The following is a 16,943-nucleotide window of genomic DNA, read 5'->3' on the forward strand; positions in this document are numbered from 1 at the left end:
CATTGGCAGCCAGCTTGATGACTGAACGGGTCAGCCGGGCAAACATCCTGGATCCGTTGCAATGCAACAACGCTTAGAAGGTGCAGCGATTATTGCCCGCGATCAGCCCTTGAGCGCTTCAATCAACTGCGCCAGCCACGGCTCGGCATCGGTTTCCGGCGTGACGCTTTCGCTGGCGTCGATGCGCAGCATTTCCTGAACCTCGTTCACGCCCAGTTCGGCAAACAACTCCCGCATCTGCTCGCCACCGCCGCAGAAGGTGTCGCCATAGCTGGCATCACCCAACGCAATCACCGCGCCGGGCAGACCGCGCCATGCCGCAGGCAATTGATCACGAATAGCCGAATACAACGGTTGCAGGTTGTCCGGCAGCTCGCCCATGCCAGTGGTCGAAGTCACAGCCAGAAGCGCCTCGGGGCCGAACGCCTGGATATCGGCCAGCGTGGCGCGCGAGTTGTAGAAGGTTTCAAAGCCGGCGGCTTTCAGCAGGTCCTGGGCGTGGCGGGCGACTTCTTCGGCGGTGCCGTAGACTGAACCTGAGAGGATGGCGACTTTCATCAATCTGATCCTGGAACTGAAAAAAAGAGCCGCGATAGTAACAGCCCATGCCGCGAAGTTGCGATTGGCTCTCAATGCAAGCTGCTGGCCTATAGACAGCCTGTGGCTTTCTTCTAGAATGCCTGCCACTGACATAACGGAAGGGATTCTCGGATGATCAACGCCAGCCTGCTGCAAATGGTGATCAACGCATCAAACGACGGAATCGTGGTCGCTGAAAAGGAAGGCGAGCAGGACAACATCCTGATTTACGTCAACCCCGCTTTTGAACGGCTGACCGGCTACAGCAGTGAGGAGATTCTTTATCAGGATTGTCGTTTCCTGCAGTCTGGAGACCGCGACCAACAGAGCCTGGAACTGATTCGCGATACATTGCGCGAGGGCGGCTCATGTCGTGAAATCCTGCGTAACTACCGCAAGGATGGCACCCCGTTCTGGAACGAACTGTCGCTTTCGACCGTTAAGAACGCCGATGACGGGCAGACTTATTTCATCGGCGTGCAAAAGGATGTGACGGTTCAGGTCAAGGCGCAGCAGCGGGTTGCGCAGCTGGAAGCGCAAGTGGCGGCGCTGCAAAGCGAGCTAGCGGCGTTGAAAGCGACGAACGGCGCAAACAAAACCGCGAACTGATGGTCATTAACTACAATCACCAATGACTTTGTAACTATCCACTTCGAGTTAGCCATGCAGCGCGACGCCCTCCTCACTCAGGACGAGCTGGATTTCATCCAGACCATGCAGCACAACCCGCAATTGAACGTGCGGGATGCGACGTCGAGTCTGCTGGTTAATGGCGGTTCGCAGATCCGCGATCTGCTGACGCGCCTTGCAGCACATGAGCAAGTGACGATCCAGGCCAACTTCGAAAATCAGCAGATGACCTTCCCTCTGCATCTGGTTGAAGACGAGTTCCACGCCCTGCATCTGCGTCTCGGTGTGCCGAGCATCTACGAAGACGGCCCGATGGTGCGCCCATGGCGTCTGGTTCTTGAAGAGCCGGTGGCGCTGGAAAACGCCAAAGGCCAGCCCGGCACGCTGTGGGTACACGAGGTATCGCACAAAGGCGTGTTGCTGGAAGTGCGCAACAAGACCAAACCACCGAAACATTTCGCCCTGTGGTTCAGCCCTTCCGGTTATGAGCGCATCTCGTTGCGCGGCCATTTCGAGCGTGAAACCGAGCAAGGTTTCTTCGCCTACGAACTGAGCCAGACCGATGCCGACGAAACCGAGCGCTTGCGCCAGTTCATTCTGCAACAGCATCGTTTGACCCACCCCGCCCTGCACGCCTGAGTTTCAGGTATCCAGCGTGCCTGCCATGAATTGTTTCATGCGTTGACGCATTGTTGCGCCCTCATTCCCCAGACATGCCACGGATGAACCGGCCAGACTGTCTTCTGCAAGTTCGGAGGCATCGCCGGCCAGCATCAACTGACAGTCGAGGCTAAGCGCGAGGCGATTCAGACGCCGTGGCAGTTCAGCGCCAGGCGCATGATTGGAAAATAGCACCAGTACGTCAGGTTTGACCTTTTCGCAGACCAGCGTCAATTCATCGAATGGCTGGCCCGTGGTCAGCACCCGCACGCCAGAGTCGTTGCCACTGAGAAACAGCGCCGCGACCAGCAACTCAAGCTCTCTGCATTGCCCCGCAAGCGCACTGACGACCACCCGGCGCGGTTGCGCGCCGCGCAACATGACAATGCGCTGCAGCACGCGCGCCCTCAGAAATCCATCGAGAAACAACCATTCGCTGGTTTGCCCGAAAGCGTCCTGGCGCTGCAGCAATTGCCGCCACAACGGCATGATGATGGCTTCGAACACCACCGGCAGCGTGTACGACGAGAAAATCTGCCCGTAGACGCGATCCAGCTGCTGGTCGTCGAACGCACTCACCGCCTGCTGAATCTGCTCCTGCCATTGCCTGTAATCGGCCTGCACATGGTCATCGGGGATGAAATTGGCCAACACCTTCAACGGCTCTGTCTTCGCCAGAATCTTGCCGACCTTGCTCACGGCCACGCCGCGATCGATCCAGTCGACAATGCTGCGAACACGCTCGATATCGTTCATTGAGTACAGACGATGCCCGCTTTCGGTGCGGGTCGGCTGGATCAGGCCGTAACGGCGCTCCCAGGCACGCAGGGTCACCGGATTGACGCCGGTCAAACGCGCCACCTCGCGGATGGGGAACAGCTCTTCGCGCTCGAGCGTACCGGGCGCTGTTGAAGCCGGGCGAGTGTCCGTGATTACAGGCATCTGGCGGTCAACTTCCATGTCGGTTCATTGGATCCCATTCTAAACATGGCGGGGCGGAAACGTTCAAGTAATGATCTACGACGAAAGTGGCTGGTTTAATCGATAAAATCAGGAATAATCCTTGCTTGCTGTAAAGCGCAGGCCTCTACCCCGGCCTGCGTCAGGCGTAGCTCCTACCCGGAGAGACGCACTCGAAATACGGAGATACAAAATGTCTACTTCCCCCGTCACGCTCATGGTAGCGCGTCGCGTCGCTGATGGCCGCTATCACGAACTGATCGCCTGGCTTCGCGAAGGCGAACAACTGGCAACCGATTTTCCCGGCTACCTCGGCTCCGGCGTCCTCGCGCCACCACCGGGTGACAACGAATTCCAGATCATCTTTCGCTTTGTCGATGAGCAGACGCTGCATGCTTGGGAATATTCGGCGTCGCGTACCGCCTGGCTGAACCGCGGCAGCGATTTGTTCGAACATCCCAAAGAGCACCGAGTCAGTGGCATCGAAGGCTGGTTTGGTGCGACCGGGCAACGTCCACCGCGCTGGAAACAGGCCGTGGCGATCTGGCTGGCGTTTTTTCCGGTGTCGCTGATATTCAATTTTGTACTCGGCCCGTTGCTCGCTGAGTTGAGCCTGTTGCCACGCATATTGATCGGCACGGCATGCCTGACGCCGCTGATGGTGTACTTCTTCATCCCGTTGTCGACGCGCCTGCTGGCGTCTTGGTTGAACAGCACACCGACGCGGCCACTGGCTGGCGCACCGTCGGCGCAGAATCGCTGATCTGCAGCGGGCGGCGAGCCTGTTATAGTTTTCGCTTCAACCGCGATGCGAGCCGCCCATGCCAGATTCCGCAGCCCCGATCCTCATCACCGGCGCCGGCCAGCGTGTCGGTTTGCACTGCGCGCAGCGCTTGATCGAGGACGGCCACCCGCTGATTTTCACTTACCGCACCGAACGCCCGGGCGTGCAGGCCCTTCGCGATCTTGGCGCGACAGCGCTGTTCGCGGACTTTTCCAGCGAGGCAGGAATACTGGCCTTCATTGATTCACTGAAAGCGCACACCGACAGCCTGCGCGCCATCGTGCACAACGCCTCCGAATGGCTGGCAGAAACCCAGGGCAGCGAAGCACAAGCCTTCAATCGCATGTTCAACATTCACATGCTCGCGCCTTACCTGATCAACCTGCACTGCGCCGAGTTGCTGCAGTGCTCGACACCTGCCGACATCATCCACATCAGCGACGATGTCACCCGCAAAGGCAGCAGCAAGCACATCGGTTATTGCGCCAGCAAGGCCGGGCTCGACAGTCTGACCCTGTCGTTTGCCGCGCGCTTTGCGCCGGCCATCAAGGTCAACGGCATCGCCCCGGCGCTGTTATTGTTCAACCCAGACGATGACGCGGCGTACCGCGCCAAGGCGCTGGCCAAGTCCGCGTTGGGTATCGAGCCCGGCAGCGAGGTGATCTATCAGAGCCTGCGCTATCTGCTCGACAATCCCTATGTCACCGGCACGACCCTCACCGTCAACGGTGGACGGCACGTCAAATAGGCCGTCCCGCTTCGGCCGCGAGTCGAGTAAGATCCACCAGAACGCCTGCAATAGACTGGACGGAGCAAATCAATGCCACAACTTCAACCGGGGATGGCGCGCATCCGGGTCAAGGATCTGCGCCTGCGCACCTTTATCGGCATCAACGAGGACGAAATCCTCAACAAGCAGGATGTGCTGATCAACCTGACCATCCTGTACGCAGCGCAGGAGGCGGTGCGTGACAACGACATCGACCACGCGCTGAATTACCGCACCATCACCAAAGCGATCATCGCCCACGTTGAAGGCAACCGCTTCGCGCTGCTCGAACGCCTGACCCAGGAATTGCTCGACCTGGTGATGACCAATGCATCGGTGCTGTACGCCGAAGTCGAAGTCGACAAACCGCACGCCCTGCGCTTCGCCGAGTCGGTATCGATTACGCTCGCGGCAAGCCGCTGAGCTTCAAGCTTCAAGCTTCAAGCTTCAAACGGTAAGCTAACAGCCGACCCCGATCCATCTTGCAGCTTGCAGCTTGCCGCTTGAAGCTGTCTCGAAGAGACCCCCCATGACTGATCAACAACGCCTTGAACTCGAAGCCGCCGCCTTTCGCCGACTGGTCGCCCACCTCGACAGCCGCAAGGACGTGCAGAACATCGACCTGATGAACCTCGCCGGGTTCTGCCGCAACTGCCTGTCGAAGTGGTACAAGGCCGAAGCCGATCAACGCCAGATCGAGGTCAGCCTCGATGACGCCCGCGAAGTGGTGTACGGCATGCCCTACGCCGAGTGGAAAGCTCAATACCAGCAAGAAGCCAGCGCCGAACAGCAAGCGGCGTTTGCCAAAGGAAAACCCCAATGACTGATCTGAACACCCTGCGCGCCAGCCTCAAGAGTGGCGAGCATGCTTTCGCCGACACCCTGGCGTTCATCGCCGCCGGTTACGACTACCAGCCTCAAACGTTCAACAACGGCGGCGTGGAAAACGCTGCCGGCCAGAACGAAGGCTCCTGCAAGACACTGGGCCTGGCATTGCTTGAGGGTCTGAGTAATGAAGAAGCGCTGCTGGCGTTCGGCGAGCATTACCGTTCGGTACTGGCGACGCCTGAGGGCAGCGATCACGGCAATATTCGCGCGTTGATCAAGCACGGCCTGGCCGGGGTGAAATTCACCGCGCAACCGCTGAGCCGCCGCTGATCCCAATAGCCACACCTATCCCCTGTGGGAGCGAGCCTGCTCGCGAAGACGGACTGACATTCTTCGATGATGTCGACTGATACACCGCTTTCGCGAGCAGGCTCGCTCCCACACTGGATGCGTGGCGGCTGCGAATCTCGGGCACAAAAAAACCGGCCAATCTCTGGCCGGTTTTTTATGCCCGCGGTCTTAGAACGTGGCGTTCTGCAGGCCGTCCAGGTAGCGTTCGGTGTCGAGTGCCGCCATGCAACCGGCGCCGGCCGAGGTGATGGCCTGACGGTAAACGTGGTCAGCCACGTCACCGGCAGCGAAGATGCCTTCGACACTGGTGGCCGTCGCATTGCCTTCACGGCCGCCCTGCACGACCAGATAACCGTCCTTCAGAGTCAGCTGACCTTCGAACAGAGAAGTGTTCGGGGTGTGGCCGATGGCGATGAACACGCCGTCGACTTTGATCTCGTCGAAGCTGCCATCGTTGTTGCGCAGACGCGCGCCGGTGACGCCCATGTTGTCGCCGAGGACTTCGTCCAGGTTGGCGTTCAACTTCAGGATGATCTTGCCTTCAGCCACACGGGCGTTGAGCTTGTCGATCAGGATCTTCTCGGCGCGGAAGGTTTCGCGACGGTGGATCAGGGTCACGGTGCTGGCGATGTTGGCCAGGTACAGCGCTTCTTCGACAGCGGTGTTGCCACCGCCAACCACGGCGACCGGCTTGTTGCGGTAGAAGAAACCGTCGCAGGTCGCGCAGGCCGACACGCCTTTGCCCATGAACGCTTCTTCCGACGGCAGGCCCAGGTAACGGGCACTGGCACCGGTGGCGATGATCAGAGCATCACAGGTGTAAACCGCGCTGTCGCCGGTCAGAGTGTACGGCTTGGCAGCGAAGTCCACGGCGTTGATGTGATCGAAGACGATCTCGGTCTCGAAACGCTCGGCGTGCTCGCGCATGCGCTCCATCAGCACCGGGCCGGTCAGACCGTGGACATCACCCGGCCAGTTGTCGACTTCGGTAGTGGTGGTCAGTTGACCGCCGGCCTGCATGCCGGTGATCAGCAATGGCTTGAGGTTGGCGCGGGCCGCGTAGACCGCAGCGCTGTAGCCGGCGGGGCCGGAACCGAGAATGATCACTCGCGAATGACGGACTTCAGACATGAATCTGCTCCTGTTGGCCGGCCATGAAAAATCTGGCGCGGACGCCGGACGGCCGGCGGAATAAAAAAGGACCGTGGACACCTTGGGGAAGGCTTGAACTCGACAGTCCTGTAAAAAGTTGGGTGCAGCGTATCGAGGGGGGCAAGATTAAGGAAATACGGTTTAACAATCCAGCTCATAGGTGGTCTCTATGCCGAGACGCTGACGAGATAGACCTCTTTGTTACAGTGAATGTCGATTGCTCTGCCGCGCTTTCGCCGCTAGGGCAAAGCCGGTAACGTCGGCGCGTTTTCCCTTGCTTCGGAGCACCTTATGCCCGCCCCCGTTCTGTCCGGCCCGCAATACTTGCGCGAAGGCCTCAAACTGGTCTTGAGCCCAGGCTTGCGCCTGTTCGTGTTGCTGCCCTTGGCGATCAACCTGGTGCTGTTCGTCGGATTGATCTATCTGGCCGGCCACCAGTTCAGCCTTTGGGTCGATACGCTGATGCCGTCGTTGCCTGAATGGCTGAGTTTCCTCAGCTATATTCTGTGGCCGTTGTTCGTGGTCCTCGTGGCCTTGATGGTGTTTTTCACCTTCACCATGCTCGCCAACATCATTGCCGCACCGTTCAACGGCTTCCTTGCGGAAAAAGTCGAAGTGGTGGTGCGCGGCACCGATGATTTCCCGGCGTTCAGTTGGGGCGAACTGATCGCGATGATCCCGCGCACCCTTTCCCGGGAAATGCGCAAGCTCGGCTACTTCCTGCCGCGCGCCATCGGCCTGTTCATCCTGTCGTTCATCCCGGTGGTGAATATCGTCGCCGCGCCGTTATGGCTGCTGTTCGGCGTGTGGATGATGGCCATCCAGTACATCGACTACCCGGCGGACAACCACAAACTGGGCTGGAACGAGATGCTTGCCTGGCTGCGGCAGAAGCGCTGGCAGAGCATGAGTTTTGGCGGGATCGTCTATCTGGTGTTGCTGATTCCGGTGGTCAACATCCTGATAATGCCGGCGGCGGTAGCCGGGGCGACGTTGTTTTGGGTGCGTGAGCGTGGCGCCGAAAATCTGGTGATCCAACACTGACCGCGTCACAAATCCATCATCCGACCGTAACAAGCTCGACATGGCCTCAGCCGACACTGAGGTCATGACGACAGCTCTACATATCACTCTCATCAGCGAAACCTTCCCACCGGAAATCAACGGCGTGGCCAATACCCTTGGCCGCTTGTGCGAGGGTTTGCGCGCACGTGGGCATCAGGTGGAGCTCGTGCGCCCGCGCCAGGCCATCGATCCGCAACGCAGCGAAGACGATGCACTGTTGCTGTGTCGCGGATGGCCACTACCGGGCTATCCGGGGCTGCAATGGGGCCAGTCGTCGATGCATAAACTGCTGCGCCGTTGGAAACGCCAGCGCCCGGATGTGCTGTACATCGCCACGGAAGGCCCGCTCGGGTTGTCGGCACTGCGCGCGGCACGGAGGTTGGGGATTGCGGCAGTGAGCGGCTTCCACACCAACTTCCAGCAATACACCAGCCAGTACGGCCTCGGCCTGCTGACGCGAATGCTCACGCATTATTTGCGCTGGTTTCACAATCGTTCGGCAATGACTCTGGTGCCGAGCGCCAGTCAGCGCCTGGAGCTGGAGCGGCGGCATTTCGAACGGCTGGCGTTGTTGTCGCGGGGTGTGGACAGCCAGTTGTTCCATCCGAGCAAACGTCAGAGCGCGTTGCGTGAGCAATGGGGACTCTCTGATAAAGATATCGCGGTCATCCACGTAGGAAGGCTCGCCCCCGAGAAAAATCTGGGCCTGCTCAAACGCTGCTTTGAAGGTCTGCGCGAAACTTATCCACAGCGCCATCTGAAGCTGATCGTGGTCGGAGATGGACCGCAGCGTTCGGCGCTGGAAAAAGAACTGCCGGAGGCGATCTTCTGCGGCGCGCAGCGGGGAGAAGCACTGGCGGCGCACTACGCCTCAGGGGATCTGTTCGTATTTCCCAGCCTGACCGAAACCTTCGGCAATGTGGTGCTGGAAGCCCTCGCCTCGGGGCTTGGCGTGGTGGCTTATGACCAAGCAGCGGCGGCGCAGCATATTCGCCACGGCTACAACGGCGTGTCAGCCATGCCCGGTGATGAGCAGGCGTTCTGCGAAGCGGCGGCGTGGTTGCTGGAGGAGGATGAGCGGTTGCGCTGTGTAAGGCTGAATGCGCGGCAGCATGGCAGTCGCCAGGGCTGGGCGGCAATTATCGAGCAGTTCGAGGGGTATTTGCGTGGGGCTTGTGTGGGTGAGCTGGTGGTGCCTGGGGCGCAGACACAACCTTAGATTTTCGGCGACATAGAAACAGCTTTCGCGAGCAGGCTCGCTCCCACATGGGTACTGCATTCTTTCAGATGGAATGCGGTCGAAGGTGGGAGCGAGCCTGCTCGCGAATGGTTCGAACTGGCGCCGCTTAGACCAAGGTCATCAACGCCTCACGACTAAACGGAAGAATGTCCTGCTCCCGCCCTTCACGGACTTTCTGCGCCCAGTCCGGATCGACCAGCAGCGCGCGGCCCACTGCTACCAGGTCAAACTCTTCTTTGTTCAGACGCTCCAGCAGGTTTTCCAGGCTGGCCGGTTGCGCGACCTTGTCGGTGTTGACCATGAACTGCAGGAACTCGCCATCCAGGCCGACGCTGCCCACGGTGATGGTCGGTTTGCCGGTCAGCTTGCGGGTCCAGCCAGCAAGGTTCAGATCCGAACCGTCGAACTCCGGCTCCCAGAAGCGTCGGGTCGAGCAGTGGAAAATGTCCACACCGGCGGCGGACAGCGGCTTAAGAAACTCGCCCAGCGCTTCGGGGGTTTGCACCAGACGCGCAGTGTAATCCTGCTGTTTCCATTGCGAAAAACGGAAGATGATCGGGAAGCCCTCACCGACAGCCGCGCGCACTGCTTGAATCAATTCGATGGCAAAACGCGAACGATTGGCCAGGCTGCCACCGTATTCGTCGGTGCGCTGGTTGCTGCCTTCCCAGAAGAACTGGTCGATCAGATAGCCGTGGGCGCCATGGATTTCCACACCGTCCATGCCGATGCTTTGCGCATCTTTGGCAGCCTGGGCAAATGCAGCGATCACGTCCTGGATGTCCTGCTTGGTCATGCCGTGAACCACGACCTGACCATCCTTGAGTTTTTCCGACGGACCGTAGCCCGGCACGCTGGCGTCCGGCTCGGTGCCAAGGCGACGTACGCTGCCGACATGCCACAGTTGCGGGACGATCTTGCCGCCCTCGGCGTGCACGGCGTCGACAACTTTTTTCCAGCCGGCCAGCGGCGCGTCACCGAAAAACTGCGGCACGTTTGGATAGCCATTGGACGCGATGTGGCCGACCGTGGTGCCTTCGGTGATGATCAAGCCAACCCCAGCGGCCGCGCGACGGCGATAGTACTCAATGACTTTGGAATTCGGCACGCCGCCCGGCGAGAACGAGCGGGTCATTGGCGCCATGACCACGCGGGTCGGCAGTTCGAGGGCACCGAGATGGAACGGTTTGAACAGGGCTTGAACAGGCATCGAGAGGCTCCATAGCGATCGATTTATGACGGCGATAATATGGAGAGCCGGAGCCTTTGAATAGCATTATTGATTTGGGTGATTAATGATTAAAAGATTGAAAAGCAAAGATCGCAGCCTTCGGCAGCTCCTACAGAGGAAACACAAACCACCTGTAGGAGCTGCCGAAGGCTGCGATCTTTTGATGCTGCTTGTCAGCTCAGCGCTTTTTCAATCGCATGCACGATGGTCGGATCATCCGGCGCCGTGCGCGGCGAGAACCGCGCCAGCACGCGGCCGTCCTTGCCGAGCAGAAACTTTTCGAAGTTCCAGGTGATGTCACCGGGAAACTCGGCGCCCTCGCCCGCCAGCAGGCGATACAACTGATGCCGCTCGTGGCCGTTGACTTCGAGCTTGCTCGACAACGGAAAGGTCACGCCATAGTTGAGGCTGCAGAACTCCTGGATTTCTTTCTCCGAGCCTGGCTCCTGACCGGCAAACTGGTTGCACGGCAGGCCCAGCACAGCAAAGCCTTTATCTTTGTATTGCTGGTAGAGGTTTTCCAGTGCCGCGTACTGAGGGGTCAAGCCGCATTTGGAGGCCACGTTGACCACCAGCACGACTTGGCCCTTGAACGGCGCCAGCGGTAGCTCCTGACCATCCAGGGCTGTCAACTTAAGGTCGTGAAAAGCACTCATGCCGAACTCCAGGATTCTCGTGTTCTACTCGAAACAGCCACTTGGCGAGGCCACCAAGGACAGCCGCGGACTAAAAAGGCGCCCACAGGCGCCTCTCCAGTACTCGAAGCTTAGCGCAGAAAATCAGTGGTGATGGCCACCTTCGCCATGGACGTGACCATGAGCGATTTCTTCCTGGCTGGCGTCACGGATATCAACGATCTTCACTTCGAAGTTCAGGCGCTGACCGGCCAGAGGGTGGTTGCCATCAACGGTGACGTCGTCGCCGTCCAGATCGCGGATGGTGACGATCTGCATCTGGCCGTCCGGCGCCGAAGCGTGGAACTGCATGCCGACTTCCAGCTCGTCAACGCCTTCGAACATGCTGCGGCTCAGGGTGCTGACCAGTTCAGCGGCGTATTCACCGTAAGCGTCTTCCGGCTCAACGGCCACTTTCAGCTCGTCACCGACAGCTTTGCCTTCAAGGGCTTTTTCCAGGCCCGGGATGATGTTGCCTGCGCCTTGCAGGTAAACCAGCGGAGCGCCGCCGGCGGAGCTGTCGATGACCTCACCAGCGTCGTTGGTCAGGGTATAGTCGATGGAGACAGCCTTATTGGCGGCGATCAGCATGGGGCGAGACCTTTTGCATAAGAATATAGAAAGGCCAAGTTTAGCGAAGCAATCGCGTGAAAGCGACCACAAGCCGGACAAACGGGTTTCGACCATCACCGGCTTCCATCAGGACGAAGACGGCCATTGGGTGGTCGAGCTTTCCTGTGGCCACACCCAGCACCTGCGCCACCAGCCGCCGTGGCAAACCCGCGCGTGGGTCCTGGATCCGGCGCAACGTATTGAAAAAACAGGTCAACCCTTTGCCTGCGGTTGGTGTGCACAAGGCTCGGTTAGCGATAACCTTGGCGACTGAATTTCGGTAGTCGGCCAGACATAGGCTGACACCCTTGCATAGAGAATTCCCATGCAAACTTTTTTTATCGCCCCCACCGATTTTGGCGTGGGTCTGACCTCCATCAGCCTCGGGCTGGTGCGCACGCTTGAACGCGCCGGCCTCAAAGTCGGCTTCTTCAAACCGATCGCCCAGCCGCACCCGGGCGACACCGGCCCTGAACGATCCACCGAACTGGTGGCGCGCACCCACGGCCTGAAACCGCCGCAGCCGTTAGGCCTGGCGCACGTTGAACGCATGCTCGGCGACGGTCAGCTCGACGAACTGCTCGAAGAAATCATCGCCCTGTATCAGCAAGCGGCCGTCGGCAAAGACGTGCTGGTGGTCGAAGGCATGGTGCCGACCCGCAGCGCCAGTTACGCGGCGCGGGTCAACCTGCACTTGGCCAAGAGCATCGATGCCGAGGTCATTCTGGTCTCTGCGCCGGAAAACGAAGTGCTCGCCGAGCTGTCCGGCCGCGTCGAGTTGCAGGCACAAATGTTCGGCGGCCCGAAAGATCCGAAAGTCCTCGGCGTGATCCTCAACAAGGTCAAGACCGACGAAAGCATGGACGCCTTCGCCACGCGTCTGAAGGAACATTCGCCGTTGCTGCGCAGCGGTGATTTCCGCTTGCTTGGCTGCATCCCGTTTCAGCCGGAACTCAACGCGCCGCGCACCCGCGACGTCGCCGACCTGATGGGCGCGCAAGTACTCAACGCGGGCGACTACGAAACCCGGCGCATGAGCAAAATCATCATTTGCGCACGAACCATGCGCAACACTGTCGAGCTGCTCAAGCCCGGCGTGCTGGTGGTAACGCCGGGCGATCGCGACGACATCATCCTCGCTGTCAGCCTTGCGGCGATCAACGGTGTGCCGCTGGCCGGCCTGCTGCTGACCAGCGACACCCTGCCCGACCCGCGCATCATGGACCTGTGCCGGGGCGCGTTGCAGGCCGGTCTGCCGGTGTTGTCGGTAAGCACCGGCTCGTACGACACCGCCAATCTGCTCAATGGCCTGAACAAGGAAATTCCGATCGATGACCGCGAGCGCGCGGAGATCATCACCGATTTCGTCGCCAGCCACCTCGACGCCAACTGGCTGCACCAGCGCTGCGGCACGCCTCGGGAGATGCGCCTGTCGCCGGCGGTGTTCCGCTACCAATTGATCCAGCGCGCGCAAGCGGCGAACAAGCGCATCGTGTTGCCCGAAGGCAGCGAGCCGTTCACCGTGCAAGCGGCGGCGATCTGTCAGGAACGCGGGATCGCCCGCTGCGTATTGCTGGCCAAACCCGAAGACGTAGAAGCGGTCGCCCGTGCCCAAGGCATCGTGCTGCCGCCGGGTCTGGAAATCCTTGACCCGGACCAGATCCGCGAGCGTTACGTCGAGCCGATGGTCGCCCTGCGCAAGAGCAAAAGCCTCAACGCACCGATGGCCGAGCAACAACTGGAAGACACTGTGGTGATCGGCACCATGATGCTTGCGCTGGACGAGGTCGACGGCCTGGTCTCAGGCGTGATCAACACCACCGCCAACACCATCCGCCCGGCCCTGCAACTGATCAAGACCGCACCGGGCTGCACGCTGGTGTCGTCGGTGTTCTTCATGCTCTTCCCGGAAGAAGTGCTGGTCTACGGCGACTGCGTGATGAACCCGCACCCGAGCGCCGCAGAACTGGCAGAGATCGCCCTGCAAAGCGCCGACTCGGCGGCCGCATTCGGTATCACTCCACGGGTGGCGATGATCAGCTATTCCAGCGGGGAATCGGCGCGCGGTGAAGAAGTCGAGAAAGTCCGCGAGGCAACTCTGCTCGCCCATGAGCAACAAAATTCGCTGTTGATCGACGGCCCGTTGCAATACGACGCTGCCGCCAACGCCGACGTGGCGCGGCAACTGGCGCCGAACAGTCAGGTCGCCGGGCGCGCCACGGTGTTTGTGTTCCCCGATCTGAACACCGGCAACACTACGCACAAAGCCGTGCAGCGCAGCGCTGATTGCGTCAGCCTCGGGCCGATGCTGCAAGGCCTGCGCAAACCGGTGAACGACCTGCCGCGCGGTGCGCAAGTCGATGACATCGTCTACACCATCGCGCTCACTGCGATTCAAGCCGCCAACCGACCTATGGATGTGTAAATGCTGGACTTTCTCCCTGCACCGTTGCGCGGCGTGATCGCCTCGCTGCTGTTGGCGCTCAATACGATTCTGCTGTGCTCGTTCCTGTTCTGCGTGGCGCTGGTCAAGGCCCTGCCGTTTGCCTTTACCCAGCGCATCGCTGGTTGGCTGATGAGCCACACCCATGAGGCGTGGATCAGCAACAACAAAGGCTGGATGAATCTGGTACGGCGCACCCGCTGGCACGTCAGCGGCCTGCAAGGCCTCGACTATCAGCACTCGTACCTGATCACCAGCAACCACCAGAGCTGGGTGGATATTCTGGTGCTGCAATACGTGCTCAACCGCAAGATTCAACCGCTGAAGTTTTTCCTCAAGCAGGAGCTGATCTGGGTGCCGGTGATTGGCCTGGCCTGGTGGGCGCTGGGCTTTCCGTTCATGAAGCGCTACTCCAAGGCGTACCTGGAAAAACACCCGGAGAAGAAAGGCAAGGACCTGGAAACCACGCGCAAGACCTGTGCGAAATTCCGGCATAACCCGGTGGGAATTTTCAACTTCGTCGAAGGCACACGCTTCACCGAAGGCAAGCATGCGCAGCAGCAGTCACCGTTCAAGTACCTGCTCAAGCCCAAGGCCGGCGGGATCGCCTTTGTGCTCGATGCGATGGGCGAACAGCTGGAGTCGATCGTCAACGTGACCATCCACTACCCGGCCGGACGTCCGGGGTTCTGGGACTTGCTCTGCGGCAATGTGCGCGATGTGGTGGTGCATTTTGAAGAAATCAAAATCCCGCCGGCCTTCATCGGCAAGAACTACGACCAGGACGGCGAGTATCGATTGCAGTTCCAGGGCTGGATCAATCAGCTGTGGCTGGACAAAGATGCGTTGCTGGAGCAGATGCACCGCGAATATCCAACCAAACACTAACCCCCTGTGGGAGCGAGCCTGCTCGCGAAAGCGGTGGATCAGCTTGCAAAGATGTTGAATGAGATAACGCTTTCGCGAGCAGGCTCGCTCCCACAGTTTTGATCGCCGTATGCCCGAATAAAAAAGCCCGCCGATGATTGCTCATCGGCGGGCTTTTTATTTGTCGCTAACGCTTAAATCGCGCCACGCTGACGCAACAGCTCCAGCACTTGCTTGACGCTTTCTTCCAGGCTCAGCGACTGCGTGTCGATCACCAGGTCGGCATTGAGCGGCACGTCGTACGGGAAGGATTCGCCGGGAATGTTGTCGCCGCCAGCGGCGTAGAGACCTTGCGGATCACGCTCGGCGCACACGGTCGGCGAGGCCTGCACATAGACCGTCAGCAAGCGATCCTTGCCGATCAGTTCCTTGGCCTGCTCGCGACCTTCGGCACTCGGCGCAACGAACGCGGCCAGGGTCAGCAGCCCCGCTTCGTTGAACTGACGCGCCACGTGGGCGGCTCGACGCCAGTTCTCGGTACGCCCGGCGCGATCCTGTGGCAGACCTTTGTTCAAGTCATGACGCAGGTTCTGGCCATCCAGTACAAACACCGCGCGGCCCATGTCGAACAGCTTGCGCTCGACCGCGTATGCCAGGGTGCTTTTGCCCGCGCCCGACAGGCCGCTGAACAGCACGGTGGCCGGTTGCTGGCCGAAGCGCTGGGCACGCTCTTCAGTCGCCACGTGCGCCAGTTTGCCGTGGTGGGTGGCAGTGCCGTGCGCTACAGGCTGAGCGACGATCATGCCAGCGCCAACGGTGCCATTGGTCAGGCGATCGATAACGATGAACGCGCCGGTGGTGCGGTTGCTTTCGTAACCGTCGAGGGCGATCGGCGCGTCGAGCGCGATCTTCACCTTGCCGATTTCGTTGAGCTGCAACGCGCTCGCCGGGCCTTCTTCCAGAGTGTTGACGTCGACCTTGTTGACGATGCTGGCGATCGAGCCCGGCACGTAACTGGTGGCGCGTTTGATGTCATATTTCTTGCCCGGCAGCATCGGCTCTTCAGCCATCCACACCAGCATCGCTTCAAAGCTGTCGGTGACCGGCGGCACGTTGTCGGCATGCACCAACAGGTCGCCACGGGAGATGTCGATTTCGTCTTCCATGGTCAGCGTTACCGCCTGACCTGGGCCTGCGTGTTCCAGTTCACCTTCAAAAGTGACGATGGACTTCACCCGGCTGCTCTTGCCCGACGGCAGCACCACGACTTCGTCGCCCTTGTGCACGATGCCGCTGGCCAGGGTGCCGGCGAAACCACGGAAGTTCAGGTTCGGACGGTTGACGTACTGCACCGGGAAACGCAGATCGGTGAAGTTGCGGTCGCCCGCCACTTCCACAGTCTCGAGGATTTCCATCAGCGACTGGCCTTTGTACCACGGCGAGCGCTCGGACTTGTTCACCACGTTGTCGCCTTTAAGGGCAGACATCGGCACGAAGTGCATGCTGGTCGGCTTCATCTTCAAGCCTTCGGCGAACTTCAGGTAGTCGGCCTTGATCGACTCGAACACGCCTTCGTCAAAGTCCTTCAAGTCCATCTTGTTGATGGCGACGACGATGTGTTTGATACCCAGCAGGGAGGCGATGAAGCTGTGGCGACGGGTCTGGGTCTGCACGCCGTAACGGGCGTCGACCAGAATGATCGCCAGGTCACAGGTGGACGCACCGGTGGCCATGTTGCGGGTGTACTGCTCATGGCCGGGGGTGTCGGCGATGATGAATTTGCGCTTGGCAGTGGAGAAATAGCGGTAAGCGACATCAATGGTGATGCCCTGCTCACGCTCGGCCTGCAGACCGTCGACCAGCAATGCCAAGTCGATGTCGTCACCGGTGGTGCCGACTTTCTTTGAATCGCGGGTGATTGCTTCAAGGTGATCTTCGTAGATCATCTTCGAGTCGTGCAGCAGGCGCCCGATCAGGGTGCTCTTGCCGTCATCGACGTTACCGCAGGTCAAAAAGCGCAGCAGCTCTTTACGTTCGTGCTGGCCCAGGTAGGCGAGGATGTCCTCGCTGATCAAATCAGAAACATGCGACATGACAG

19 protein-coding genes are annotated in these 16,943 nt (G+C 59.9%); 12 read left to right on the forward strand and 7 right to left on the reverse strand.

Going from position 1 to position 16,943, the window contains the following annotated elements:
* Positions 1-102: 102 nt before the first annotated feature.
* On the reverse strand, positions 103-558 hold the full coding sequence (locus tag PspCFBP13508_RS19835) for a flavodoxin (RefSeq protein ID WP_130911338.1): 456 nt from the start codon (positions 556-558) through the stop codon (positions 103-105).
* A 153-nt stretch (positions 559-711) separates the two neighbouring features.
* On the opposite strand from PspCFBP13508_RS19835, the gene PspCFBP13508_RS19840 reads away from it, so the two are divergent.
* On the forward strand, positions 712-1,188 hold the full coding sequence (locus PspCFBP13508_RS19840) for a PAS domain-containing protein (RefSeq protein ID WP_130911339.1): 477 nt from the start codon (positions 712-714) through the stop codon (positions 1,186-1,188).
* A gap of 54 nt (positions 1,189-1,242) precedes the next feature.
* Complete coding sequence (locus PspCFBP13508_RS19845; protein ID WP_024011639.1) at positions 1,243-1,848, forward strand: hypothetical protein; 606 nt, start codon at positions 1,243-1,245, stop codon at positions 1,846-1,848.
* A 3-nt stretch (positions 1,849-1,851) separates the two neighbouring features.
* Here the strand turns inward: PspCFBP13508_RS19845 and PspCFBP13508_RS19850 are convergent, their stop codons facing one another.
* Positions 1,852-2,811, reverse strand: a complete 960-nt coding sequence (locus PspCFBP13508_RS19850; RefSeq protein WP_137215572.1) for a MerR family transcriptional regulator — start codon at positions 2,809-2,811, stop codon at positions 1,852-1,854.
* Positions 2,812-3,022: 211 nt separating this feature from the next.
* On the opposite strand from PspCFBP13508_RS19850, the gene PspCFBP13508_RS19855 reads away from it, so the two are divergent.
* The 5 genes from PspCFBP13508_RS19855 to PspCFBP13508_RS19875 all read left to right on the forward strand — a co-directional run bounded on the left by PspCFBP13508_RS19855 (position 3,023) and on the right by PspCFBP13508_RS19875 (position 5,540).
* Positions 3,023-3,592 (forward strand): antibiotic biosynthesis monooxygenase, encoded by a 570-nt coding sequence (locus PspCFBP13508_RS19855; RefSeq protein WP_137215481.1) that lies wholly within the window; start codon positions 3,023-3,025, stop codon positions 3,590-3,592.
* Positions 3,593-3,650: 58 nt separating this feature from the next.
* The gene (gene folM / locus PspCFBP13508_RS19860; RefSeq protein WP_137215482.1) at positions 3,651-4,361 is read left to right on the forward strand and encodes a dihydromonapterin reductase; all 711 of its coding nucleotides are present in this window, start codon (positions 3,651-3,653) and stop codon (positions 4,359-4,361) included.
* Between the two features lie 72 nt (positions 4,362-4,433).
* Entirely contained in the window at positions 4,434-4,805 is a 372-nt protein-coding gene (gene folX / locus PspCFBP13508_RS19865) for a dihydroneopterin triphosphate 2'-epimerase (RefSeq protein ID WP_016771653.1), read from the forward strand.
* Between the two features lie 106 nt (positions 4,806-4,911).
* Positions 4,912-5,205, forward strand: a complete 294-nt coding sequence (locus PspCFBP13508_RS19870; RefSeq protein WP_076565887.1) for a DUF1244 domain-containing protein — start codon at positions 4,912-4,914, stop codon at positions 5,203-5,205.
* Positions 5,202-5,540 carry a HopJ type III effector protein gene (locus tag PspCFBP13508_RS19875; protein WP_137215483.1) on the forward strand — a complete coding sequence of 113 codons (339 nt, stop codon included), beginning with the start codon at positions 5,202-5,204 and terminating at the stop codon, positions 5,538-5,540. Before PspCFBP13508_RS19870 ends, PspCFBP13508_RS19875 begins: the two co-directional genes overlap by 4 nt.
* Before the next feature lie 189 nt (positions 5,541-5,729).
* On the opposite strand, the gene trxB is transcribed toward PspCFBP13508_RS19875, so the two are convergent.
* The gene (gene trxB / locus PspCFBP13508_RS19885) at positions 5,730-6,692 is read right to left on the reverse strand and encodes a thioredoxin-disulfide reductase (RefSeq protein WP_016771656.1); all 963 of its coding nucleotides are present in this window, start codon (positions 6,690-6,692) and stop codon (positions 5,730-5,732) included.
* Between the two features lie 312 nt (positions 6,693-7,004).
* On the opposite strand from trxB, the gene cysZ reads away from it, so the two are divergent.
* Both cysZ and PspCFBP13508_RS19900 read left to right on the forward strand, forming a co-directional pair.
* Positions 7,005-7,757: a sulfate transporter CysZ gene (gene cysZ, locus PspCFBP13508_RS19895; RefSeq protein WP_137215485.1), complete on the forward strand. Its 753-nt coding sequence runs from the start codon at positions 7,005-7,007 to the stop codon at positions 7,755-7,757.
* 40 nt (positions 7,758-7,797) lie between these two features.
* Positions 7,798-8,997, forward strand: coding sequence for a glycosyltransferase family 1 protein (locus tag PspCFBP13508_RS19900; RefSeq protein WP_137215486.1), 1,200 nt, complete (start codon positions 7,798-7,800; stop codon positions 8,995-8,997).
* Positions 8,998-9,124: 127 nt separating this feature from the next.
* Here the strand turns inward: PspCFBP13508_RS19900 and PspCFBP13508_RS19905 are convergent, their stop codons facing one another.
* From PspCFBP13508_RS19905 to PspCFBP13508_RS19915, 3 genes are all read right to left on the reverse strand, one after another.
* A complete protein-coding gene (locus PspCFBP13508_RS19905) occupies positions 9,125-10,228 on the reverse strand; it encodes an NADH:flavin oxidoreductase (protein ID WP_137215487.1) in 1,104 nt (367 codons plus the stop codon).
* 194 nt (positions 10,229-10,422) lie between these two features.
* Positions 10,423-10,905, reverse strand: a complete 483-nt coding sequence (locus tag PspCFBP13508_RS19910; protein ID WP_130911284.1) for a glutathione peroxidase — start codon at positions 10,903-10,905, stop codon at positions 10,423-10,425.
* Positions 10,906-11,028: 123 nt separating this feature from the next.
* Positions 11,029-11,514 carry a peptidylprolyl isomerase gene (locus PspCFBP13508_RS19915; RefSeq protein ID WP_016771661.1) on the reverse strand — a complete coding sequence of 162 codons (486 nt, stop codon included), beginning with the start codon at positions 11,512-11,514 and terminating at the stop codon, positions 11,029-11,031.
* On the opposite strand from PspCFBP13508_RS19915, the gene PspCFBP13508_RS19920 reads away from it, so the two are divergent.
* From PspCFBP13508_RS19920 to PspCFBP13508_RS19930, 3 genes are read left to right on the forward strand one after another with little or no spacing between them, the layout of a single operon-like run.
* Complete coding sequence (locus tag PspCFBP13508_RS19920) at positions 11,483-11,809, forward strand: DUF3565 domain-containing protein (protein ID WP_137215488.1); 327 nt, start codon at positions 11,483-11,485, stop codon at positions 11,807-11,809. The genes PspCFBP13508_RS19915 and PspCFBP13508_RS19920 overlap by 32 nt on opposite strands.
* A gap of 51 nt (positions 11,810-11,860) precedes the next feature.
* Complete coding sequence (pta, locus tag PspCFBP13508_RS19925; RefSeq protein ID WP_130912449.1) at positions 11,861-13,960, forward strand: phosphate acetyltransferase; 2,100 nt, start codon at positions 11,861-11,863, stop codon at positions 13,958-13,960.
* The gene (locus PspCFBP13508_RS19930) at positions 13,961-14,866 is read left to right on the forward strand and encodes an acyltransferase (RefSeq protein WP_137215489.1); all 906 of its coding nucleotides are present in this window, start codon (positions 13,961-13,963) and stop codon (positions 14,864-14,866) included.
* A gap of 173 nt (positions 14,867-15,039) precedes the next feature.
* Here PspCFBP13508_RS19930 and cysN read toward each other — a convergent pair whose 3' ends face one another.
* Positions 15,040-16,938 carry a sulfate adenylyltransferase subunit CysN gene (gene cysN, locus PspCFBP13508_RS19935; protein ID WP_137215490.1) on the reverse strand — a complete coding sequence of 633 codons (1,899 nt, stop codon included), beginning with the start codon at positions 16,936-16,938 and terminating at the stop codon, positions 15,040-15,042.
* Between the last annotated feature and the right edge of the window lie 5 nt (positions 16,939-16,943).

The organism is Pseudomonas sp. CFBP13508 (genome assembly GCF_005233515.1).
GTDB lineage: Bacteria > Pseudomonadota > Gammaproteobacteria > Pseudomonadales > Pseudomonadaceae > Aquipseudomonas > Aquipseudomonas mercuritolerans.

Coding starts and splice junctions, on each gene's coding strand:
- PspCFBP13508_RS19835 (WP_130911338.1), bottom strand. CDS start 558: ATGAAAGTCGCCATCCTCTCAGGTTCAGTCTACGGCACCGCCGAAGAA.
- PspCFBP13508_RS19840 (WP_130911339.1), top strand. CDS start 712: ATGATCAACGCCAGCCTGCTGCAAATGGTGATCAACGCATCAAACGAC.
- PspCFBP13508_RS19845 (WP_024011639.1), top strand. CDS start 1,243: ATGCAGCGCGACGCCCTCCTCACTCAGGACGAGCTGGATTTCATCCAG.
- PspCFBP13508_RS19850 (WP_137215572.1), bottom strand. CDS start 2,811: ATGCCTGTAATCACGGACACTCGCCCGGCTTCAACAGCGCCCGGTACG.
- PspCFBP13508_RS19855 (WP_137215481.1), top strand. CDS start 3,023: ATGTCTACTTCCCCCGTCACGCTCATGGTAGCGCGTCGCGTCGCTGAT.
- folM (WP_137215482.1), top strand. CDS start 3,651: ATGCCAGATTCCGCAGCCCCGATCCTCATCACCGGCGCCGGCCAGCGT.
- folX (WP_016771653.1), top strand. CDS start 4,434: ATGCCACAACTTCAACCGGGGATGGCGCGCATCCGGGTCAAGGATCTG.
- PspCFBP13508_RS19870 (WP_076565887.1), top strand. CDS start 4,912: ATGACTGATCAACAACGCCTTGAACTCGAAGCCGCCGCCTTTCGCCGA.
- PspCFBP13508_RS19875 (WP_137215483.1), top strand. CDS start 5,202: ATGACTGATCTGAACACCCTGCGCGCCAGCCTCAAGAGTGGCGAGCAT.
- trxB (WP_016771656.1), bottom strand. CDS start 6,692: ATGTCTGAAGTCCGTCATTCGCGAGTGATCATTCTCGGTTCCGGCCCC.
- cysZ (WP_137215485.1), top strand. CDS start 7,005: ATGCCCGCCCCCGTTCTGTCCGGCCCGCAATACTTGCGCGAAGGCCTC.
- PspCFBP13508_RS19900 (WP_137215486.1), top strand. CDS start 7,798: ATGGCCTCAGCCGACACTGAGGTCATGACGACAGCTCTACATATCACT.
- PspCFBP13508_RS19905 (WP_137215487.1), bottom strand. CDS start 10,228: ATGCCTGTTCAAGCCCTGTTCAAACCGTTCCATCTCGGTGCCCTCGAA.
- PspCFBP13508_RS19910 (WP_130911284.1), bottom strand. CDS start 10,905: ATGAGTGCTTTTCACGACCTTAAGTTGACAGCCCTGGATGGTCAGGAG.
- PspCFBP13508_RS19920 (WP_137215488.1), top strand. CDS start 11,483: ATGGAGACAGCCTTATTGGCGGCGATCAGCATGGGGCGAGACCTTTTG.
- PspCFBP13508_RS19915 (WP_016771661.1), bottom strand. CDS start 11,514: ATGCTGATCGCCGCCAATAAGGCTGTCTCCATCGACTATACCCTGACC.
- pta (WP_130912449.1), top strand. CDS start 11,861: ATGCAAACTTTTTTTATCGCCCCCACCGATTTTGGCGTGGGTCTGACC.
- PspCFBP13508_RS19930 (WP_137215489.1), top strand. CDS start 13,961: ATGCTGGACTTTCTCCCTGCACCGTTGCGCGGCGTGATCGCCTCGCTG.
- cysN (WP_137215490.1), bottom strand. CDS start 16,938: ATGTCGCATGTTTCTGATTTGATCAGCGAGGACATCCTCGCCTACCTG.